This window comes from Peptococcus simiae (genome assembly GCF_046569735.1).
Classification (GTDB): Bacteria; Bacillota; Peptococcia; order Peptococcales; family Peptococcaceae; genus Peptococcus; species Peptococcus simiae_A.
On the sequence record NZ_JBKICG010000002.1, the window covers coordinates 59,496 to 78,150 of the forward strand.

The window sequence follows — 18,655 nt, forward strand, 5'->3', positions numbered from 1 at the left end:
TCTTATTTCTTCTCCTTTCTCCTTCTGTCAACGACATAAACAGATGTTAGTCTTTTGTTTTCTCCGTCCTCAATCCAGGCCGCTAAAACTTTAGCTATTTTTCCGTTGGCGCCTCTTATTTCAAGTAAGCTCTCATACCTCATACCATAGCCACTATCACCTTTTTTGATAAGTTTAGCCGTTTTTACTTCTTCATATATCTGGTCTCTTAAGTCTGTCCAGTTCTCTATCGTATAACCTAATGCCAATTCAAAGGCCCTTGCTTTATCGGGCGCTTTTGCAGGGTCTAAAGCATATTTGACCAGCTTACTATCCGGTATGTGGTAGCCAAACAACTGCAAATTCATGGCTAGTTGCTTGTCTTTATTATACCGCTTATCAACAGAAGTATCCACCCATTCCTTATAGGTCCTAGCATTAGTCAGGTAGGTCTTGCCGTCTGCATCTCTAGCGGCTCGGGGGCCGTCGGGTAGGAGGTCGTCAAAGTCGGGGTCGTAGGGGGCGGTGGTGGTCCGGCACCAGGGGTGGAAGGGTGGGGCGGTGGCGCCTATTTCCATCTTGCTGGTGGGGAACCGTTTACCGTCCATTTCCTGGCAGATGGTTGAGGTCTTGCTGTCCAGGGTGGCGACGATTTCGTATTGCTTGACGCCGGTGGCCTTGTAGGCTTCTTGGGTGCCGGCGGTGGCGATGGCGTTGGATTCGGTCATAACCAGGCGGCCTATGGCGCTTCTCATGGTCTTTTCCGGGAAGGCGGTAACCAGGGCCTTGACAGTCTCGTCCGGTGGTAGGCTTAGGGCCACTTGCCTGCTGAGGGTTTGGTGGAGGGTATTGACCAGGGTGGCCTGGTCTTTCCACAGGCGCTGGGAGAAGGTGAGGCCATCTACTGCCCATGGCTTCCGGATGGCGGCGTCTAGCCGGGAGAGGGTCATGTCTATATGGGGCATGGCGATAAAGGCGGTATCCTTTAAGCCGGTTAGGGTGGCCTGGTAGGTGTCGCTATACTGCTTTTTTAGGTGGTCGGCCAGGTCTTTGTCATAGCTGCTGTAAAATAGCTGCATTTCTCGTCGGATGGTATCCTTGGCGGCCTGGAGCCGGGATATCCGGACCCGTCTAGAAGCGTTGTCCAGCTCCCGCTCCATCTGGCTGGTTAGGGTGCCGGCCTGCCGGGCCCGCCGGGCAAAGGTTTCCAGGTCCATCCGGTAACCGGCAAGCTCGCCCCGGCTTAGGGCTTCGGCGGCTTTTTGCGGAGACAAGTGGTTTTTATCGGCCATCTTGGACAGGTGGCTGTACATTTCAGTATCTATCTGCCGGAGGGCCTGGTTGTAGGTCCTGGCGATGGCCTGGACTAGGCCCTTATTCTCCTTGTTCCGGGCTTGCTCCAGCTGCTCGGCGCGTCGGCGCCAGTAGGCTTGGGTCATCTGTTGGGTTCACCGCCTTTGGGGCCAGGGGGAAGGCGGACAGGTAGTCGGCGACCTCTTGGGCCTGCTCCTTGTCCAGCCGCTCCTCCTCTTGGTCGACGTCATCCACTAGCGGATGGTGCTCCAGTTGGGTCCGTCGGCTTAGGAGGCCGCTGGAGGCAGTCAGCATCCGGATGGCCGACTCTTCGTTAACCATCATGTTCCGCTTGAAGGCAATGTCAGCTAGGAGGTCCGGCCGGCTAGTTCCATAGGTGGCTAGCTTAAAGAAGTACTGCAGGTGCTCAAATGAGGCCTGCCACTCCAGCTCCATGCCGGCGGCGTCCAGCTCGATGTCGGCGTACATGCTCTTGATGTTCATCTCATTAGGCGCATTGCCGGACCGCTCCTGGCGCATGTCCAAGCCCCGGCCGTTTTCGATGAGCTTTTCCTTTAGGAGTTGGAGGTATACCTGGAAATTGGCCGCATTGACTTCAATATTCAAGGGGTCGACGCTGCCATCCTCGGACAGCTGGAGGACACCGGTCCGGTTCATTTCGCCCCGGACCTCCCTCGGGTCCTCGCCGTCATAGCCCCGGATGACCAGGATGGTGTTCCGGCTGTCCTCCTGCATCTGGTCCCCAAAGGTGGATAAAATCAGGTTGATGTTGTCCTGGAGGGTCTTGACCCGGGATAGGAGGCTGATTTCCTCTGCGTTGTACCTAAAGTAGATAAAGGGGATTTTGCCCCAGTTAAAGCCCTGGGCTTCTGCCTCGTCGTCTGCCGGCTTTAACTCACCGGTATACATATAGGCTTGAGCCTCGATAAACTGCATGTCGGCGTCTTCGTATTTAAAAATCTGTACGCCATTATCGGTATAAAATTCCACGTACCTGGTGTAGGTCATATCCTCCCGGTCGGCGTTCCAGTCCTGGTCGTCCCGGATGCGGATAAGGGCCTGCAGGCTCTCGTGCTCCACATCTTCCCAAACGGGGATGATGTATCGGGCGTCAATTTTCCGGTAACGGAGCCGGCCGTCTTCGATGTAGAGGTATAACCAGCCAATGGCACAATTCATGGCATCCTTGGCGATTTTTATCCAAGTACGCAAAAACCGCCGGTCGACAAAGTCGCTCAAGGCGGTTGCGTATTGGTCGTTATCGTCACAGGTGATGGCTGGCTGCTCGCTTAGGATGTAGTTGACCTTCTGATCTACCAGGAGGGCATACTTGTTGTCCTTGATGATCGTATTCGGTAGGCCGCGGAGGGTCACAAGCCGGCCTGCGTCGTCGACGCCCAGGCGCTGCTTCTCGTCTATCTTCTGCCGGCCCTTGTAGTAGTCCACGCCGGCAAAGGCCATTTTTTTAGCTTCGGACCCCTCCCACTCCTTTAGCTTGTGGACCAGGTAGCCCTTGAGGGCCTTGCCGGTTAAATCACGTACGTCTATGGGTCTCACCTCTTACTTTTTAGCTTAAAATTAGCCCCGCGGATGTGCCGCTCCAGGCTATACCTAGTGGCGTCGATGCAATTATGAACAATATAACCTCCGTTCACTGCAAAATTATGGTGTTCTTGAACCTCGAGATTATACACGTCATCACGGCCGACAAAGGTCACGCTTTTTACGGGCACGTAGTCTATTTGCACAAGCTCTTCCGCAGGTTTCTTGCTGCTGATATCGGTTGGCCTTAAAAAGTTTCCCACAAAAAGCACACTCCTTCTGAATATCGTCTACGCCCGACTGGCGGCGAAAAGCTGATTTACAGGCGTTTGAGCAAAATCTATTCATCCCTGTTGCTTCAGCTCGGTATGATTTGCCGCACTGCAGGCACACAAAATCATCTTTTTGATGCAGCTTTTCCTTGGTTCGTTCATAGTGTTTTTTGTGCCACTCAACGCCTTCATCGCTGCTATGCCATATGCCGGCGTATACACGTGCGTGGTTCACTCTTTTAACTTGTGCCTGATATTCCTCTTGGGTTTTAGCTACACCGTGTAGACTGGCGTGCTCCTCGCCCTTCAACAACTGCAAATTATCAATTCGGTTATTATTTTTATCGCCGTCAATATGATGGATATGGTAGCCCTTGGGGATTTTTCCTTTTTCCAGCTCCCACACATACCTGTGAAGTCTTTTCCGCTCCCCACCAATCTTGCAGGATGACAAATAATAGCCTGTGGACGCGTCTTTAGTAAACTTATATCCGTTAAGTATGACTTGCTTCATATCGCAGCCCCTTTATTTTCACAAGGCAATCTTGGTCTGTTAAGTCACGCACCAGCTTCCATCCATGCTGAGTTAACACCGGATGGTCACCTGTGGCACAAACCTTACCGCCGTCCTCTAGTTCAATCTCAAATATAGGTGTGGATTCCCTTGTTTTCCGAACATCAAAAAAACGCCCCCACTGAGGCCTATTATTTTCATTTACGCAGCACACAAGCCCTTCTGTCCCTACCAAATCAGATATTTTATAGTCGCCTTTATCCGTATGCACTATAGTATCTCCGGCTAGACAATGGTCGTTTTTGCCCGGGTAGTCTGCCCGCCAGTTGCCGTTGGCGTCTTTTTCATACTCATACTCGGCAAACTCCCGGGCGGTATTGGGGCAGCGGACAGGGTCGATATAAATATGCTCTAAATTTTGTAGCCACAAGAAGCCGTGGTCCCGGCTGTCCGGGCCTTTTTTCGCCCGGCTGACCCGGAGGCCCCGGTCCCGGAGCTCTGCATTGCTCCGGGGCTCGTTGTCGGCGGTTATCCGCCGATTGTCTTGGTTTTCAGCGGCGATGGCCTGGTATATCTCGTCAAACTTGGCCCCGACCTTGTAGTACTCATGGAATATGTACAGGGACCGGTGTTTAGCGTCATAATAATTGACCGTATAGACAAAGGGGTCTGTAGCGTAGCCCCAGTCAACGCCCCGGTTCAAGCGGTCAAAGCTCTTGATGGTTGCGTCCGGGATCTCGACCAGGGATAGGTTGGCGAATACCTCGCCACCGGTCCCGGTGACCTCACCTAAAAATTCATGCCGGTAGCGGTCAGGCTTGGCCTGCATGAGGTGCTCTGCCTCAACCAGGAAGGGGTCACCCAGCCACTCGGCCGGAACAGTCAAATAGGTTGAGTGGTGGATAAGCGTATCCGGACGGGTAGTGATGGCATTGGTCCAGCTCTGGACCGACTTGGGCGGGTTAAAGGAGTAAAAAACGGTAAAGGTTGGCCCGCCCCGGAGGAGGGTCTGGTTAATCACGTCTATTTCCTCCTGCCCTTGAAATTCATCGACTTCCTCATACCAGATGTAGCGGATATAGCCATGGGATACCTTGGTGGACTTGAGCTTTTTAGGCTTATCGGCCCCTCGGAAAAGGACCCGTTGGCCGGTTGGCTCATATATGAGCTCCATGGGGCTGACCTTGGCCCGCCACAAGTGGGCGACGCCTAGCTTCTCGATGGCCCACAAGAGCTGCTCAAACACGCTATCCCGGAGGTAGAGGCCTACCTTACGGATGGCCACCGCACTGGCATCCGGATTCTGCATCATGCCCAGGATGATTTCTACTGCTACAAAGGAGGACTTAGTACTGCCCCGGCCGCCCTTGAGCCAGTAGTGGGTGTAGAGGTCTTCCTTGACAGCCTGGTGGACGCCATAAAAGGCCGGGGCGATGAGGTCGGTTAGCTTAACCATCGTCTGCCGGCTTTATGTCATCAATGATCTGCACGGGGACACCGCCGGTAAACTCAACGCGGTTTGCAGCTTTGACGCCGTCCAGCTCGTTGAGCTCTCGGACCGCATTGACGACAGCGTTAGACGTCGACGCCCTGTAGCCGCGCTTGGCAATGTCGGCCTTGCCGGCATTGATCATTAAAATAAGCTCGTGGGCCGCCCGGTCCCGGTCCCAGGCTAGGGCCTTGATGCGCTCCCGGTTGATGGCTTCGTTCAGCTCTGCCACCCGGGTAATGATTTTAGGGTGCTTGGCCATCTGGCTGGCCTGGTTATCAATATAGGACCGCTTGTGCCCGGCTACCTTATAGCCGGCATCAATATAGGACTGGTACTGGGTTTTACCCGCGGCGAGCCCCTGGGCGAAGGCTTCCATCCGAGGGGTTAGCTTTACGGCCATGGGGCCACCTCCTCTCTTAATTTATCTTGATGGCTTTTTTGCCGGTTAAGTCTTCCCACCGGTTGATGATGACCTGGGCGTATACCGGGTCCAGCTCCATCACATAGGCCTGTCGGCCGCACTGCTCACAAGCGATGAGGGTCGTACCCGACCCGGCGAAGGGGTCAAACACTGACTCACCTCGGCGGCTGCTGTTTTTGATTTGCCGGGCGATGAGGGGTATAGGCTTCATGGTCGGATGCTCTCGGCTGGCGGCGGGCTTCTTTTCCTCAATCACAGTAGCGTACTTGTTTAAAGCCCTGTGCAGCTTTTTTATATACTTCTGCGCGTCTTCTAACGTCATCCGGTCAGGGTCTGGTGTGGTATCCTCGACGGTCGTCTGCGTCCGGTCCTCAATAAAGTAATGCCCTGCCCCGGATTTCCAGCCATATAGGCAGGGTTCGTGCCGCCAGTGGTAGTCTTGACGGCCCAGTGTTGCGACGTTTTTTACCCAGACCAGGACTTCGCGGATGACTAGATCTACGCTCCGGCAGGCCTCTAAGAACTCAAACCGTTTCGTATCTGCGTGCCATATATAAAAAACGCCGCCGGGCTTTAAGGCGGACTCAATGTTGGCAAAAGCCGCGGATAAAAACGCTATAAAAGATGCGCTTGTATGGTCGTCGTTATCGATGGTAAGTGCCTCAGCGGTCTTACCCTCATAAGCTATACCGTAGGGTGGGTCGGTAACACAAAGGTCCATATGCACCCCCCCTATAATTTTCTGAACGTCTTCGGGGTCGGTGGCGTCTCCGCACATGAGCCGGTGGCTGCCTAGGGCGTAAATGTCGCCCCGCTTGACGCTGGTCTCCCTGGCAGCCTGCTCGGCCTCCTCCGGGTCCAGACCGTCATCTTCAACAGGCATGAGGTCTAGCTCCTCATCACTAAAGGCAAATGCCGACATGTCTATATCGGACATAGCCGCTAGGTCCATGAGCTCGTCACGGAGGAGGTCTTCCTCCCAGGTGGCCAACTCCGCCACCCTGTTGTCGGCTAGCCGGTAGGCCTTGACCTGCTCCGGGGTCAAATCGTCCGCCAGCACGCAGGGTACCTCGGTCATGCCTAGCGACTCTGCGGCCCTGAGCCTGGTATGGCCGGCTATGATGACACCCTGGGCGTCAATAACAATAGGCTGCTTAAAACCAAATTCTCTAATGCTATTAGCGACGGCAGGGACCGCGGCGTCGTTGTTCCGCGGGTTATTATCGTAGGGTATAACCTCGCTAATGGGCTTTGTAATGATTTTCATCTATGTATCCGCTCCCTAAACGTTAAAAAACGCCAAAATTGCAATTTACACCCGCCGAGGTGGGCTATAAATCTTCATTTTAGCGTTTTTTGCAATAAAAAGGCGCCCTCTCGGGCGCTAAAAGGAGGAAAGGAGGTAAGACAACTATGCTAACTGACCAACTTTTCACACTTACATAATACCATGGTTTCCGCACGAAAAGTTCCCCTTTTTTTCCCATCTTTGCCTAGCCGGCGATGATGCCATATAAAGCAATGGTAAAATTCTTTAAAGCCTCGTCCTTTAGCCGGTAGACCTGGGACTTCTCATAGCCTAGCCGGTCACACAAGCGGTCTACGTGATTTTTAGGCCGGTCTATATAAAAATACTCCAAGACCAGCCTTTCCTCAGGCGGCAAAATAGATAGGGCCCCTTTCAGACGCTGGAGCCTAGTCCAGCGCTCAAGGTGCTGGCTCTTCAGCCGATCTTTTTTGACGATACAGGACAGCCATTCGTCCTCAATCCGTGTGCCGCCGCCACCGCTGACAGGGGTCTGCTCATCTTTGCCGCCGTGTAGCCTAGTCATCCGGGCATCTAGCTCCTCCAGTAGGTCCTCGTAGTTTTCCACATAGTTTTGTAAATACTTGTATTCCTTGAGATCGTTTGCAGCTTCTTTTTTCCAGTTCAAAGTATCACCTCCTGCATATCAATGCCTGTGTAATCCCTTAACCAATCCAGGGCCTCGTCCATGTCAAAGCGGTCAGCTTCATAGTCGGCGTATAAGGCTAGCATGCGGTCTAAGAGTCGGCTGAGCCTCTCCGGTCCAAAGCCATAGGCATCATGAGCGGCCATCAGCGGGATAGCGATGGTCCCAATAACCGCATTCCGCTCGGCTTGCTTCTTAGCTCGTGCTACATCAGCTTGACTGGCTGGCTTGCGTCTGGGGTTGACCCTGCGTTTTTTCTTGGCCACCTGTATCACCTTCTTCGGCCGAACTACACATATCGCATACATAGCGGCCATTAATTAAAAAATAGCTTTCGCCGCACTTCTCCGCCGGGCCATCTAGCTGGTCGGCGCATACATCGCACACTAAAGGTATATCAGCTGTTTGATAGCTCATTGGCATGTCACCTCTACTCCCCGTTACTTCGCACGATTAATGGCGTCAACCAGGCCCTTTGCAGATTTTTCCGCACGATTATCGCACGATTGCATCTCAATTAAAAAATTCACATTGCAGGCAAGATGCCACAGGTGCGGCAGGCCGCTCTCGGCGTCTACCCCGTCCGGGTCCTTAAGGTAGGCGCACAGGTGCCGCATAAGGGCATCCTTGTATCTGTCCGCACTGACCTGTCGCCAGTTATCCGGGCTCCCGTACTTGTCTGTCCCATAGGTCCGCACGGCCCCGACGGCCTCGATGAGGTAGGGGCTCACCAGGGCCAGCCTAGGCTTGCCGGTGTCATTTTTAGCTACTGTCTGCATGTGTTTGGCTCCTTTCTAGGTCTATATATAATCTATGTGTTATTAATCTTCTGCGCTTTTTAGCGCTTTAACCTCGGCTTTGACGGCATCCAATAGGGCCTGTTGCCGCTCGTCCTTGCCGGTCAAGGCAGCCAGGACCCTCTCGTCTATGGTGTCTTTAGCGATGATATGGTATATCCGCACCGGCTTTTCCTGGCCCTGGCGGTACAGGCGGGCGTTGGCCTGCTGGTAGTACTCCAGGCTCCAGGGTAGGCCAAACCAGACGATAATCCGGCCGCCCTGCTGGAGGTTTAGCCCATGCCCCGCGCTCTGTGGGTGGAGGAGTAAAAGCGGCACCTGGCCGGCGTTCCACCTGGCCATGATGTTATCGTCATCTATGGTCTTGGCCTCCTCAAACCGGTGCTGTATCCGGTCCAGGTCGCTCTTAAACTGGTAAAAAACCAGGACCGGCTCCCCCTGGGCCGCCTCGATAAGCTCCTCCAGGGCTTTGATTTTCTCGTCGTGTAGGATTTGCTGGCCTGCGTCCGCCTCTGTATAAGCAAAACCATTGGCCAGTTGGAGTAGCTTACCGGATAGGACGGCGGCGTTGGTGGCGGTGATGGTCTCCCCGCCCAGGGCCATGACGGCGTCCTTGGCCATAGCCTTATAATGCCGCATGGCCTGGTCCGGCAGGGTGACCGGTAGGTCTATATAGGCCCGGTCAGGCAGGTCTAGGTAGTCGGATGCGGCCATGGATATACAAATATCGGATATCTGCTGGTCAATCTCCGGCTCGGCCCCGGGCCTTATCTCGTACAGGGTCACCGGCATGGACGGCCACCGGCGACCGATACAGAAGGTATCCCTAAAAATACTTATGGTCTTGCCTAGCCGCTTGCCCCGGTCTAGGAGGTATAGCTGGGCCCATAGGTCGATATAGGAGTTAGGCGCGGGAGTCCCGGTGAGGCCAATGACCCGGCTGGATAGGGGCCTGACCTTGCGTAGGGCCTTAAAGCGCTTACTCTGGTGGTTTTTAAAGCTGGATAGCTCATCTATGACGATGGCCTCATATGGCCAGTCCTTGCCGTAGTGGTCGACCAACCAGGTAAGGTTATCCCTGCCGATAATGTCTATATCCGCTCCTGTGTCCAGAGCCGCCAGGCGGTCCTTGCGGCTCCCGGCGACGAGGCTATAGGTAAGGTCCTGTAAGTGGTCCCACTTGCCTAGCTCTGCCGGCCAGGTCTCTTCCGCCACCCGCTTAGGGGCGATGACCAGGGCCTTGCTGACGGCCAGGTCGTAGATGAGGTCCTTTAGGACGGTGAGAGTCGTCACTGTTTTGCCCAGGCCCATGTCCAGGAAGAGACCACAGGCCGGATGGCTATGGATCCAGTCGATGGCCGCCAGCTGGTAGGGGTGGGGCTTAAACTTCATAGCCATACCGTCCAAAAAACCGCTTCACACCGTCTACGCCGTACACCGTATAGGGCGGGTGGCCCAGGCGGCTCAACTGCTTATGCACTTCTGCCTGTCGGGGGGTCAGCTTGCCCGTGTGGTCTTTTACCTCGACAAAGACCACCTGCCCGTCGGGCAGGAAAACAATCCGGTCAGGCACCCCTGTGACACCTGGGGAGGTCCATTTGAAAGACTTTCCGCCTATTTTTTTAGCGCATAGGGCCAGGTACTGTTCTATGTCTCTTTCCATGATAATTCTCCTTTCAGGTAAAATGTTTATACTTATAGGAATATTGGTCTTTCTGATCCTGCTTTTTCCATATACTATTATGAATTATAGAATTTCAATATCATATTGGTTATATTTTATAACTCATATACCTAATATTCTATAATTCTATAAATGTTATAAAAAGTATAGGTCAAAGGTCAATTACCATCTAAATACGCTCAACCATGGGAAAAACTAATGACCTCTCTAGTGACCTTTCTGTTTTTAGAAAGGTCACTTGCTTTTTAGCCTAGGGTCAAACGCCCTAAAAAGGTCATTTTCAAAATGCCAATTCGATTTACTTAAATGCGTATATATCCGCGGCGCCTACTCTTACCGTATACCTCGCTGAGCCCCTGCTTGTTTTCACTCCACGCCCATCCAGGCATACGGGCCAAAACCTCATTTATCCTGGCCGCATCTGGCCTTCTGAAGTCGGTTTCCCTCCTCTGGAAACACTCACACCATACTTCCAGGGCGGTCACGCGGTTCCTGCGGACCAGGGTGTCGCTGGCGCCGGCAACGAAGTCGGTGTTGCCGTCCAGCCAGCTGAGCCGGTCGCCCATTGACAGGTCTCTCCAGTTTTCGGGTATCTGCCGGTCTAAAAACTTGGCAATTATATCCAGCTCGGGGTCCTCCTCGCTAAAGGCGGCCTGCCGGGCCTTGGCCAGGACCTCGACATCATAGGGCAGGGTCAGGGGCCAGCCCTCCTTATAGGCGGCGTAGGCCTCGGCCCATATCTGGTCCCGGTCGGCCTCTAGCTCGGTAAATACCGATTTAATCGGCATGAGCTCACCGCAGGCCACAGGCCAAGTCCGCCGGTCCCCGGTCTGGTCCCGGAGGAAAAACTTATCATTGGTCGTCCCCCAGAAAATACACTGCCGAGGAAAGCGGACCGAGTAGTGGCCGTAGGCGGGCCTAAAAATGTCTTCCGTCTTGGATAGGAAGCCCTTAATCCGTTCTTTCTCCGCCTTTTTAAAGGCCGATAGCTCGTCTATCTCGATGAGCCAGGCCCCCTGGAGGGCCTCGTAGGCGTCCTTGCCGTGCATGGTATCCAGCGAGTTGCTGTACCAGGCGCCGCCTAAAATCTTGATGAGGGTACTCTTGCCTAGCCCCTGGGCCCCGGATAGGGTAATCATGGTATCGTACTTAATCCCCGGCTTAAAAATCCGGGCGATGGCGGCGACCAGGTGGGTCTTAGTGACCGTCCTGGTGTATAGTGTATCGTCGGCCCCTAGATAGTCCGGGAGCAGGGGCTCAATGCGGCCCACGCCGTCCCACTCAGGTAAGCCCTCGAAGTACTCTCGGACGGGGTGGTAGGCCAGGTCAATGTAGGCCTTACCTAGCCCCCGGCGGACGACTGCCGCGTTGCTTATCTTGTAGTAGGTCTCCAGGTACCACATGAGCCCGTCGTCGTCGCTGTCGGCCCAGTCGCGGACCTCCTTGCTGTCCGGCCGCCAGGGCACCGGGCCTATGATGGTCTGCCGGCTGCTAAAAAGGTCGTACTTGAGCCGGCCCCGGAGGAGCTTGTCGTGCTTTAAGATGACAACCACGTTGTCTATCGTGGCCACCGGTTTATTTTTGCGGTCCAGCTCGATGTACTTGGCGAACCAGTCCTCGTCGTCCGCATCCGCGGCCCCGTCTTCGGGCGCATCGGTGTAGGCAAATTCCTCGTCCAGTTCCGCCTGTATTTCTGCCCCCAGGGTCCTCTTGACCGCCTCGTCTTCCCTGGCCAGGTCCTGCATGGCCTGGTAGCTGGGCATCTTGACCGTCGGGGTCCCGGCCTTGGCGTCCTTGTCTAGGTCGGCAAACTTATGGAGGCGGACCAGGTCAAAAGCGTTGCATAGCTCGCCCCCTGTCGGGTCGGTCCCGTGGTGACTGTAGGCCCAGAGGTCGTCATATACCACCAGGCCGGCCTCTGCCGACCCGGGGATGTAGGTATACCGGCCATGGCTGGCGGGCTTATAGACATCGGCTAAAAATTTACTGATGGCCTCCTGGATGGTATAGGTCCGGCAGAAGGCCCCGATGACGCCTCTCTTTTCTGTCGGGTCTTGCTGGCGGTCTATGGTCGACCGGACCCTGGCGCTCTCCCGGTCCGACGTCGGCCAGAAGGACGCGTCTTGCCAGTCATCGTAGGAGGCTAGGACCTTGGTTGGGTCCAGCCAGGGGCCGTCTGCCTCCCGGACCAGGGTCTTAAAGGGGGCGTCTTTAGGGATGGCCGGCCAGAACATCATCCGTTCCGGCTCATAGGTCGTGTCGTCAAAAAGGTTGATGCCGATATCCCCGGCCACCCGGCGGGCGATGGCCTCGTACTGGTCGGCCGTCACCGGCTCATCCAGGGGCATAATTAGCCTAAATCTGGGCTTAGTCGGGCTGTTGCTGCAGGTCGGGTATAAAACCCCTGCCACCCTATAAGCGGCCTGGATTTTGACCCACAGGGCGTCTACATCGTCGTTGGCGTAGTCGATATCCAGGGTCAGGAGGCTCCTAAAAGCCACCGCGCCCTTGCGCCGCCGACCCTCTTTAAGCGAGGCCCCTACAAAGCCCCCCTGGTCCTTATAGCGGACCTGGGCGGCCTTACTCATCCGGGCGTACTCTCTCATGGTGCAGGCAACCTGGACGGGGCTCTTAATCCGGGCGATAAAATCACCATAGGAGATGGACTTATTTTGCCAGCGGCTCTCAAACCTTGAGGGCGCCACAGCGATGCTGATGTCTCTTTGTGCTTGCGGCTTACTGTCTGCTGTGGACACTGTCCCACCTCCTAGTCTTTTTGATAAAAGTCACATGTGTACCCGTCAGCCCTTAGCGGTAACCCCGGCGCCCAGGCCAGGGGCTCGCCCATGGTGGTGCAGACGTCACCCAGGGCGGCCTCGGCCCGATCGGCGGCTATCTCGATGATGACCTCGTCGTGGACGTGGAAGATGATGTCGTAGCCCTTAGCGTCCAGGGCCAGCATGGCATGGGCCAGGCAGTCCCGGGCGGTGGCCTGGACGATATTCTCGACCAATTTGCCGCCGTAGGTCTCAGCGGTCATGACCTTCTTGCCGACGACGTCCTCAAAAACAATCTGCTTTGTGCCGGGTCTCTTTTTATGCGGGGCTATCCGGGCCTTGGTATAGGCGATTTTACGGCCCGATGGCAGCTGGATAAAAAGGATCCCGCGGTCCTTAAAAACAGTCAGGTAGTCATTTATCTTGACTGCCTTGCCGGTCCTTAAGGCCTGGAAGCAGGCCGCCTCGGTATTGGCCCAGAAGTCGGCTATCTTAGGATTGGCCTGCCGCCATTGGCGGACCAGGTCCGGGAGCTCGGCCTCCTGGAGGCCCATCTTAAGGGCCCCCATTTGCCTGAGGGCAGGCGGGCCACCCTGGTAGCCCAGGGCCAGCTCGGCCACCTTACCCTTTTGCCGGAGGGGGTCCCCCTTGTGGATCTGGTCCACCGGTACCCCAAACATCTGGCTGGCCGAGGCCTCGTATATCTTGCCGTGGGTCCGGAACACCTCCAGCCGCCAGTCTTCGCCCGCCAGCCAGGATATGACCCTGGCCTCAATGGCGGAAAAGTCTGCGACCACAAACCGCTTGCCCTCTGCCGGGATGATGGCCGTCCGGATGCACTGCCTTAGGATGTCCCCGGGGTCATCGTATAGGAGCTCTAGGAATTCGGCATCGCCGGTTTTGACGACGTCGTGGGCGGTCTCCAGGTCTCTTAAGTGGTTTTGCGGTAGGTTGTGGAGCTGGATGCCTCGGCCGGCCCAGCGGCCTGTCCTGGCCCCAAAAAATTGGATATTGCCCCGGCTCCGGCCGTCACTACACAGGGTATCTAGCATCTTGGTGTACTTAGCCACCGACGTCTTACCGGTCGCCTCCCGGATGTCGAGCACCTCCAGGACCCCCGGGTAGTCCTTAAACCGGTCTCGGAGCTCTGGCATCGCATCTTTGGCGAGGGTCTTCACTTCCTCGCCGGTCTGGTCTTTAATCCAACCTTTAATGGCCGTTAAACTCTTGAGTTTAGCTAGGCCGGTAATCTCGGTAAACCGGGTAAGAGCTCTCGCCTCCCGGTCGTCATTGATTTTAATGGCCGCCCGGGCCAGGTCGGTGTCTATGCGGACGCCGCGGTCGTTGATTTTCTGGTCTAGCGCCCACAGTCTCTTTTCTGCCTCCGGCAGGGGGAAGACCGCCAGCTTATCCCGGATGGCCCTCTCGGCCTCGACGTCTCTGAGGCAGTAGCGCTTAAATGTCTGCCACTTTTCGGGCTCGTCTTCCGGCATGACCCGGGTCCGGTCGTCGTGCTTAGTGGGCCTCCTGGGCTTACAAAACAGCTGTATGAGACTCTTACCGACGTCCATCTTCTGCTGGTCCTCCTCCAGGCCTAGCCGCTTACCCACCGTGTCCAGGCCGCCCATGATGCCGGTCTCCCAGGCATGTATCATGGTGCATTCCCAGGGGCCCGTCTTGGCGCCTAGGTGCTTGTCCAAGGCCACCCGTTCAAATTGGGCGTTAAAGGCTGTCTTTAGGATGGTATCATCAGTTAGGTCCTGGACCAGCGTCTCCGGGATCTCCTCCCCTCGGGCCAGGTCTATAATCTGGACTAGCTCATCGTCGTAGGCGTAGGCGACCAGTAGTATCTTAAAAAGCGGGGCGTCTACATACTTGTAAACGCCCGCTTTAATATCGGCATCTGAGAAGGTCTCGATGTCTATGGCTAGTGTCTTATGATAAGAAGTCGTCATCGTCCAGCACCTCTTCTTCAAAGTTGAAGTCATCTTCTGCAGTGCTGCCGCCGCCTAGGCGCTCGCCGTCCTTGACCTTCTGGATGTTGCCCAGGTTGGCCCCGATGCCCCGGTTGCCAGCGGTGTCGTAGGGGTAGAAGGTCACCATGACGTTTGCCCAGCAGCCGGAGTAGACGTCCATCTCGGTGGCCTTGGCGCCCTTGCCGGTTTCCGGGTCCCGGTAGCGGAGGACGACCTGGGGCGGGTTTTTACTCTTGGCATTGACCCAGTAGTGGCCGGCGTAGTTTTCATCATCCGGCTTTTCTGCGTCGCCGTCCCGCAGGACCGGGTAGCGCATGACCGGTACCTTGCCTTTCCAGTACTTGGTCTTGCCCTCTTCGGTGGCCGCCTTGACGGCGGCGTTAATGATGTCCAGGGTCTTTTTGTCGTCTTTGGGAATGAGGATGGCGGTGCTGTACCGCGGCTCCTGGCCCTCAAAGCTGGTGGGCTCGAAGATGGCGGCGTAGGAGAGCCGGCCGGTGATGCATACTTTTACTGGGTTTTTAGTAGCGTTTGACATAATTATCTATCCTTTCATTATTCGAACGTAAATTCGTTTTCTGGTGAATTTAGGGCCGGGCGTTTATCGCTTTCCGGTGCCAGGGTCGGCTTGCCCGGTGGCTTGGTGACGTACTGGCCGTAGTCGCTGGCAAAGGCCTTTTTGCCGACCAGCTTCTCCAGCGCGGTTAGGGTCTTGAGCTCCTGTGGCTTGTAAATCTCTTCCGCCGCATATACTTTTTTGAGTGCCTCGGCCATAGCCTCCGGGTCTGTAATCTTCCGGTTACTCCGCCCCTCGACCAACTTCCAGCCGGGGATTTCTCCGCCGGCGGTGAGGGTCTCAGTGGCGCCGGTCTCGATATCCGCCAGCCATGCCTTGATGGCATCCACCTGGGCCAGGACGTCGGCAATCTCTGCGGTGTTGAGCTCCGGTCCGGCGCTTTTGCTTTGATAAAATTCCAGGTGCTGGCTGGCCCGGGCCCTGCAGGTGTTTTTTATCTTGCACCAGCGGCACCAGCTGCCGGCCTGGAGGTCACCCTTGCCAGCGTAGGCCAGTTTGGCTTGAGGGGTCACGGTCTCCCGGGCCCACTCGGTGAGCATGCCGGCGCTGACCTCATAGGTGTCTAAAAAATCGAGCCGGGGCTGGACGATGGTCATGCGGACGGTATCGATATCAAACAGCCAGTCATTGGCCAGGTAGGCGCCGAGGCCGTACAGCATGAGCTGGGGGTTTTTGATGGGCGACACGGGGACGCCCTTGCCAAACTTGAGATCGATGATCTCGACCGCCCCCTGACTTAGGATAACCGCGTCCCCGGTACCAAAACCGCCAGGCACGTACTCGGAGAAGTCCAGTCGTTGTTCGATGGCCAGCTCCTCCGCCCCGGCTAAAAAGGTCTCTTTGACATAGTCGGTATATAGCTTGATGTCCTCTTCCATGCCCCGATAAAAGTAGGGCTGCTGGCAGTGCCGGCTAAAATCCGGGTCTCTGGCCTCCATAAAGGCCCGGAGGTCCTCCTCCGCCATGGCATGGGCCAGGGTGCCCTCGGCGGCGTAGCTGCTGCCCTTATCCGCCATGCCCTCGGTAAGCCGCACTGAAGCCGGACAGTGGAGCCAGCGGTCGGCGCTGGATGCTGATAGTAGTGCGTGAGCCATCTTAGCCCACCACCAGGGCATCCAGCTCGGCCATAAGGGCCGGTCGGCGATCTTCCGGTACTTCCGATAGCCGGGCGCCGCCATGGGCCTGGACAATCTCTTTAAGCAGCTGGGCGTTTTCCTTAGTTCTCTTCTGCCTAAAAGCCCGCTGCAGGTCCTCCAGGCTGATTTTTTCCGCCCCCGGGACAGGGGTCTCGGTAGGCGCTGCGGGCGCCGGTGTCGGCGCCGGTGTCGGTTCCGGCTCTGGTGCTGCTGTCGGCTCTGGGGTTGCGGTTGTCCTTACTTCCGGCGCTTTACCGACCAGCAGCTGGCTGACGTGTGTCAGCTCTGCCGGGCTGTCCATCTCTACAGTTAAAATTAGTTTTGCCATGATATCCTCCTTATGATATGCTTAACGTGTGTATTTTTTCCTTTGCCCCTGGGGGAGTTGCCGCTCCTGCCGGGGCTTTTTTTGTGTCTCGATGGCATCTGAGACCCCTGCACTGATGACCGTCAGCGTCAGCCAGACAGTCACCCGGATACCCGCCTGGGTGTGGGTTAGCAGCTCCAGGTCAGCTCTGATAAGCGCTGCCAAAAACATGATGTAGGCAGTAATCATAAGTAGCCGGCCCAGTACTCTAATCGGTAATGTCTTCATTAGCTCTTCTCTCCCTTTCCTGGTCTGCTAGTGCATCCATCATTATTTTGCGAATGGCATTAGCAATCTGGTCCATCAGGATGCCCATTAGGATGATTGCCTTTGCGTTAACTAAGCCTTTTTTTATATCCATATCTAGGTCTTCCATAGTATCTTGGAACTGTTTTGTATAATGCATTAAATCTTCTCGCACGGTGCTTCACCTCCTTTCAAATTTCCATCCCCTTAACCCAGTCCATCAAAGCCTCTCGTCGGACGCCTACCGCACCGGTTTTCCCCCGGCTCTTAATAACCGGCATCCCTTCAGCGGCCCACCGGTCAAAGGTGTTACAACTGTACCCGGTATACTCCGGGAAATCCTTCCGGCGGATAATTTCCGGCATCGCCTGACGCCTCAGCTCTTCCGACTTACTCTCCAGGTAGGCGTCAATTTGCGGCTCCAGCTCTTCCAGCAGTACAGGCGTAAGCAACTTGACAAGTGACGTGATTAAAGTTGACTCAGTGCTCATGACTTTCGCTCCTTTCTTTTTAAGATTTCTCCAAAACAGCCCGTAGCGACTTTTCCACTTTCTTGGGAAGGTCGCTTTTTAAGTCTCTCAAAGCCTCTTTTTTATCTCTACAAGCAAAAAACGCTCTCCCATAATGCTCAAAATCTTCGGCGCCCATTAACTTAAAAGCTTCCAACATGGTCATCAGTTTCACCCCCGCCGCTTGTTTGTGTTTCTGCTATAATCACCTTGAAAGGCTCTCTACCCTTGTCATACTTCTTTTTTATTTGCACTTCCCAGCCCTTGTAAGAACCGCACGGGTAAAGCTTGGCGCCTCGCTCTACTAATTCTTTAAGCAGAGCCTCAGTTGTGTAGTTTTTTAGTTCCATCTACATCGCCTCATCGACTTGTTCAATCAGGGGCAGGTAGCCGGCATCTTTCAAAAGCTTGTATAAAAACAGCCGGCCCTTTTGCGTCCACTTCGTATTCATCCTGACAAAGGTCTTTGCCGGGTCGCTCTTATGTGGGATCTCAATTGTTTCAGAGTGGGTGTAACCCTTGTCGTGGTAGCAAGCGTATAAGAACCACTGTCCCGACTGCTTATACTGGACTTTAAGCTCATGGAGCAAGGCGTTCATGGCCCTAGCACTCTTACCGTAGTCCTTGGCAATCTGCCCGATGGTCACCAGGCTCTTAGACTTTAAAATCCGGTCCGTGTAGTCCGCCTTAGGCTGCAACTCGCCGATGATTTGAGCCTGCTGGTCGCTGTGAATTCTTAATGTAGCCAGCTCCTCTTTAGCAAACTGCAGCGCCCGGGCCATAATCTTTTCTGGGCTGTTGTATTCCTTTTCCACAGCGATGAAGTACTGCCGGGCCTGCTTACCCCTCTCCGTCCGCTGGATCATGGAGAGCTCCTTGGCCATGTCTAGGGTGAGCACGTGGTCAGTCGCTGGGCGGCCTCCTGTACTTTCGCTCAAAAATGAGCAGAAGTCCTGACCCTCGGTAAAACCGTATTCTGTCATCCTGGGAAACCAATCTTTATAAGCCGTCTTCACCTCTAAAAATTCATGTAGCGTTCTCCCGCTGACGGCAATGCGGCCATCGTCTTGGTTGATAATTGGTAATAAATCGTTCATGTG

Annotated in this window: 22 protein-coding genes; all 22 read right to left on the bottom strand. The window is 55.2% G+C overall.

What is annotated here, in order from left to right:
* Positions 1-2: 2 nt before the first annotated feature.
* Positions 3-1,418 (bottom strand): minor capsid protein, encoded by a 1,416-nt coding sequence (locus ACLGL1_RS01305; protein ID WP_411006991.1) that lies wholly within the window; start codon positions 1,416-1,418, stop codon positions 3-5.
* Positions 1,354-2,850: a phage portal protein gene (locus ACLGL1_RS01310; protein WP_411006992.1), complete on the bottom strand. Its 1,497-nt coding sequence runs from the start codon at positions 2,848-2,850 to the stop codon at positions 1,354-1,356. The genes ACLGL1_RS01305 and ACLGL1_RS01310 overlap by 65 nt, the downstream gene beginning before the upstream one ends.
* On the bottom strand, positions 2,847-3,107 hold the full coding sequence (locus ACLGL1_RS01315) for a hypothetical protein (RefSeq protein ID WP_411006993.1): 261 nt from the start codon (positions 3,105-3,107) through the stop codon (positions 2,847-2,849). Before ACLGL1_RS01315 ends, ACLGL1_RS01310 begins: the two co-directional genes overlap by 4 nt.
* The gene (locus ACLGL1_RS01320; protein ID WP_411006994.1) at positions 2,992-3,621 is read right to left on the bottom strand and encodes an HNH endonuclease signature motif containing protein; all 630 of its coding nucleotides are present in this window, start codon (positions 3,619-3,621) and stop codon (positions 2,992-2,994) included. Before ACLGL1_RS01320 ends, ACLGL1_RS01315 begins: the two co-directional genes overlap by 116 nt.
* On the bottom strand, positions 3,602-5,077 hold the full coding sequence (locus tag ACLGL1_RS01325; protein WP_411006995.1) for a PBSX family phage terminase large subunit: 1,476 nt from the start codon (positions 5,075-5,077) through the stop codon (positions 3,602-3,604). Before ACLGL1_RS01325 ends, ACLGL1_RS01320 begins: the two co-directional genes overlap by 20 nt.
* Positions 5,070-5,513: a hypothetical protein gene (locus ACLGL1_RS01330; protein WP_411006996.1), complete on the bottom strand. Its 444-nt coding sequence runs from the start codon at positions 5,511-5,513 to the stop codon at positions 5,070-5,072. Before ACLGL1_RS01330 ends, ACLGL1_RS01325 begins: the two co-directional genes overlap by 8 nt.
* Before the next feature lie 16 nt (positions 5,514-5,529).
* The gene (locus ACLGL1_RS01335) at positions 5,530-6,801 is read right to left on the bottom strand and encodes a DNA modification methylase (protein WP_411006997.1); all 1,272 of its coding nucleotides are present in this window, start codon (positions 6,799-6,801) and stop codon (positions 5,530-5,532) included.
* A gap of 226 nt (positions 6,802-7,027) precedes the next feature.
* Positions 7,028-7,468 carry a DUF1492 domain-containing protein gene (locus tag ACLGL1_RS01340; protein ID WP_411006998.1) on the bottom strand — a complete coding sequence of 147 codons (441 nt, stop codon included), beginning with the start codon at positions 7,466-7,468 and terminating at the stop codon, positions 7,028-7,030.
* The gene (locus ACLGL1_RS01345) at positions 7,465-7,752 is read right to left on the bottom strand and encodes a hypothetical protein (protein ID WP_411006999.1); all 288 of its coding nucleotides are present in this window, start codon (positions 7,750-7,752) and stop codon (positions 7,465-7,467) included. The genes ACLGL1_RS01340 and ACLGL1_RS01345 overlap by 4 nt, the downstream gene beginning before the upstream one ends.
* 174 nt (positions 7,753-7,926) lie before the next feature.
* The gene (locus ACLGL1_RS01350) at positions 7,927-8,265 is read right to left on the bottom strand and encodes a dATP/dGTP diphosphohydrolase domain-containing protein (protein ID WP_411007000.1); all 339 of its coding nucleotides are present in this window, start codon (positions 8,263-8,265) and stop codon (positions 7,927-7,929) included.
* A 42-nt stretch (positions 8,266-8,307) separates the two neighbouring features.
* Entirely contained in the window at positions 8,308-9,675 is a 1,368-nt protein-coding gene (locus ACLGL1_RS01355) for a DEAD/DEAH box helicase (RefSeq protein WP_411007001.1), read from the bottom strand.
* Positions 9,665-9,946 (bottom strand): VRR-NUC domain-containing protein, encoded by a 282-nt coding sequence (locus ACLGL1_RS01360; protein ID WP_411007002.1) that lies wholly within the window; start codon positions 9,944-9,946, stop codon positions 9,665-9,667. Before ACLGL1_RS01360 ends, ACLGL1_RS01355 begins: the two co-directional genes overlap by 11 nt.
* Positions 9,947-10,269: 323 nt before the next feature.
* Entirely contained in the window at positions 10,270-12,723 is a 2,454-nt protein-coding gene (locus ACLGL1_RS01365) for a VapE domain-containing protein (RefSeq protein ID WP_411007003.1), read from the bottom strand.
* A gap of 11 nt (positions 12,724-12,734) precedes the next feature.
* The gene (locus ACLGL1_RS01370) at positions 12,735-14,699 is read right to left on the bottom strand and encodes a DNA polymerase (RefSeq protein ID WP_411007004.1); all 1,965 of its coding nucleotides are present in this window, start codon (positions 14,697-14,699) and stop codon (positions 12,735-12,737) included.
* Positions 14,680-15,258 carry a DUF2815 family protein gene (locus tag ACLGL1_RS01375; RefSeq protein WP_411007005.1) on the bottom strand — a complete coding sequence of 193 codons (579 nt, stop codon included), beginning with the start codon at positions 15,256-15,258 and terminating at the stop codon, positions 14,680-14,682. Before ACLGL1_RS01375 ends, ACLGL1_RS01370 begins: the two co-directional genes overlap by 20 nt.
* A 17-nt stretch (positions 15,259-15,275) precedes the next feature.
* Positions 15,276-16,391, bottom strand: a complete 1,116-nt coding sequence (locus ACLGL1_RS01380) for a DUF2800 domain-containing protein (RefSeq protein WP_411007006.1) — start codon at positions 16,389-16,391, stop codon at positions 15,276-15,278.
* Position 16,392: 1 nt separating this feature from the next.
* Complete coding sequence (locus ACLGL1_RS01385) at positions 16,393-16,761, bottom strand: hypothetical protein (protein WP_411007007.1); 369 nt, start codon at positions 16,759-16,761, stop codon at positions 16,393-16,395.
* 21 nt (positions 16,762-16,782) lie between these two features.
* Complete coding sequence (locus ACLGL1_RS01390) at positions 16,783-17,028, bottom strand: hypothetical protein (RefSeq protein WP_411007008.1); 246 nt, start codon at positions 17,026-17,028, stop codon at positions 16,783-16,785.
* Positions 17,009-17,221, bottom strand: coding sequence for a hypothetical protein (locus tag ACLGL1_RS01395; RefSeq protein WP_408978025.1), 213 nt, complete (start codon positions 17,219-17,221; stop codon positions 17,009-17,011). The genes ACLGL1_RS01390 and ACLGL1_RS01395 overlap by 20 nt, the downstream gene beginning before the upstream one ends.
* Before the next feature lie 16 nt (positions 17,222-17,237).
* A complete protein-coding gene (locus ACLGL1_RS01400; RefSeq protein ID WP_408978026.1) occupies positions 17,238-17,537 on the bottom strand; it encodes a hypothetical protein in 300 nt (99 codons plus the stop codon).
* A 161-nt stretch (positions 17,538-17,698) separates the two neighbouring features.
* Positions 17,699-17,905, bottom strand: coding sequence for a hypothetical protein (locus tag ACLGL1_RS01405; protein ID WP_408978028.1), 207 nt, complete (start codon positions 17,903-17,905; stop codon positions 17,699-17,701).
* On the bottom strand, positions 17,906-18,652 hold the full coding sequence (locus ACLGL1_RS01410) for a phage antirepressor KilAC domain-containing protein (RefSeq protein ID WP_408978029.1): 747 nt from the start codon (positions 18,650-18,652) through the stop codon (positions 17,906-17,908).
* Positions 18,653-18,655: the final 3 nt, after the last annotated feature.

What these genes read in the sequence shown, in the direction of transcription:
- ACLGL1_RS01305 (WP_411006991.1), bottom strand. Translation starts at nt 1,418, where the DNA reads ATGACCCAAGCCTACTGGCGCCGACGCGCCGAGCAGCTGGAGCAAGCC.
- ACLGL1_RS01320 (WP_411006994.1), bottom strand. Translation starts at nt 3,621, where the DNA reads ATGAAGCAAGTCATACTTAACGGATATAAGTTTACTAAAGACGCGTCC.
- ACLGL1_RS01375 (WP_411007005.1), bottom strand. Translation starts at nt 15,258, where the DNA reads ATGTCAAACGCTACTAAAAACCCAGTAAAAGTATGCATCACCGGCCGG.
- ACLGL1_RS01360 (WP_411007002.1), bottom strand. Translation starts at nt 9,946, where the DNA reads ATGGAAAGAGACATAGAACAGTACCTGGCCCTATGCGCTAAAAAAATA.
- ACLGL1_RS01370 (WP_411007004.1), bottom strand. Translation starts at nt 14,699, where the DNA reads ATGACGACTTCTTATCATAAGACACTAGCCATAGACATCGAGACCTTC.
- ACLGL1_RS01390 (WP_411007008.1), bottom strand. Translation starts at nt 17,028, where the DNA reads ATGAAGACATTACCGATTAGAGTACTGGGCCGGCTACTTATGATTACT.
- ACLGL1_RS01410 (WP_408978029.1), bottom strand. Translation starts at nt 18,652, where the DNA reads ATGAACGATTTATTACCAATTATCAACCAAGACGATGGCCGCATTGCC.
- ACLGL1_RS01325 (WP_411006995.1), bottom strand. Translation starts at nt 5,077, where the DNA reads ATGGTTAAGCTAACCGACCTCATCGCCCCGGCCTTTTATGGCGTCCAC.
- ACLGL1_RS01405 (WP_408978028.1), bottom strand. Translation starts at nt 17,905, where the DNA reads ATGGAACTAAAAAACTACACAACTGAGGCTCTGCTTAAAGAATTAGTA.
- ACLGL1_RS01380 (WP_411007006.1), bottom strand. Translation starts at nt 16,391, where the DNA reads ATGGCTCACGCACTACTATCAGCATCCAGCGCCGACCGCTGGCTCCAC.
- ACLGL1_RS01350 (WP_411007000.1), bottom strand. Translation starts at nt 8,265, where the DNA reads ATGCAGACAGTAGCTAAAAATGACACCGGCAAGCCTAGGCTGGCCCTG.
- ACLGL1_RS01355 (WP_411007001.1), bottom strand. Translation starts at nt 9,675, where the DNA reads ATGAAGTTTAAGCCCCACCCCTACCAGCTGGCGGCCATCGACTGGATC.
- ACLGL1_RS01385 (WP_411007007.1), bottom strand. Translation starts at nt 16,761, where the DNA reads ATGGCAAAACTAATTTTAACTGTAGAGATGGACAGCCCGGCAGAGCTG.
- ACLGL1_RS01330 (WP_411006996.1), bottom strand. Translation starts at nt 5,513, where the DNA reads ATGGCCGTAAAGCTAACCCCTCGGATGGAAGCCTTCGCCCAGGGGCTC.
- ACLGL1_RS01400 (WP_408978026.1), bottom strand. Translation starts at nt 17,537, where the DNA reads ATGAGCACTGAGTCAACTTTAATCACGTCACTTGTCAAGTTGCTTACG.
- ACLGL1_RS01335 (WP_411006997.1), bottom strand. Translation starts at nt 6,801, where the DNA reads ATGAAAATCATTACAAAGCCCATTAGCGAGGTTATACCCTACGATAAT.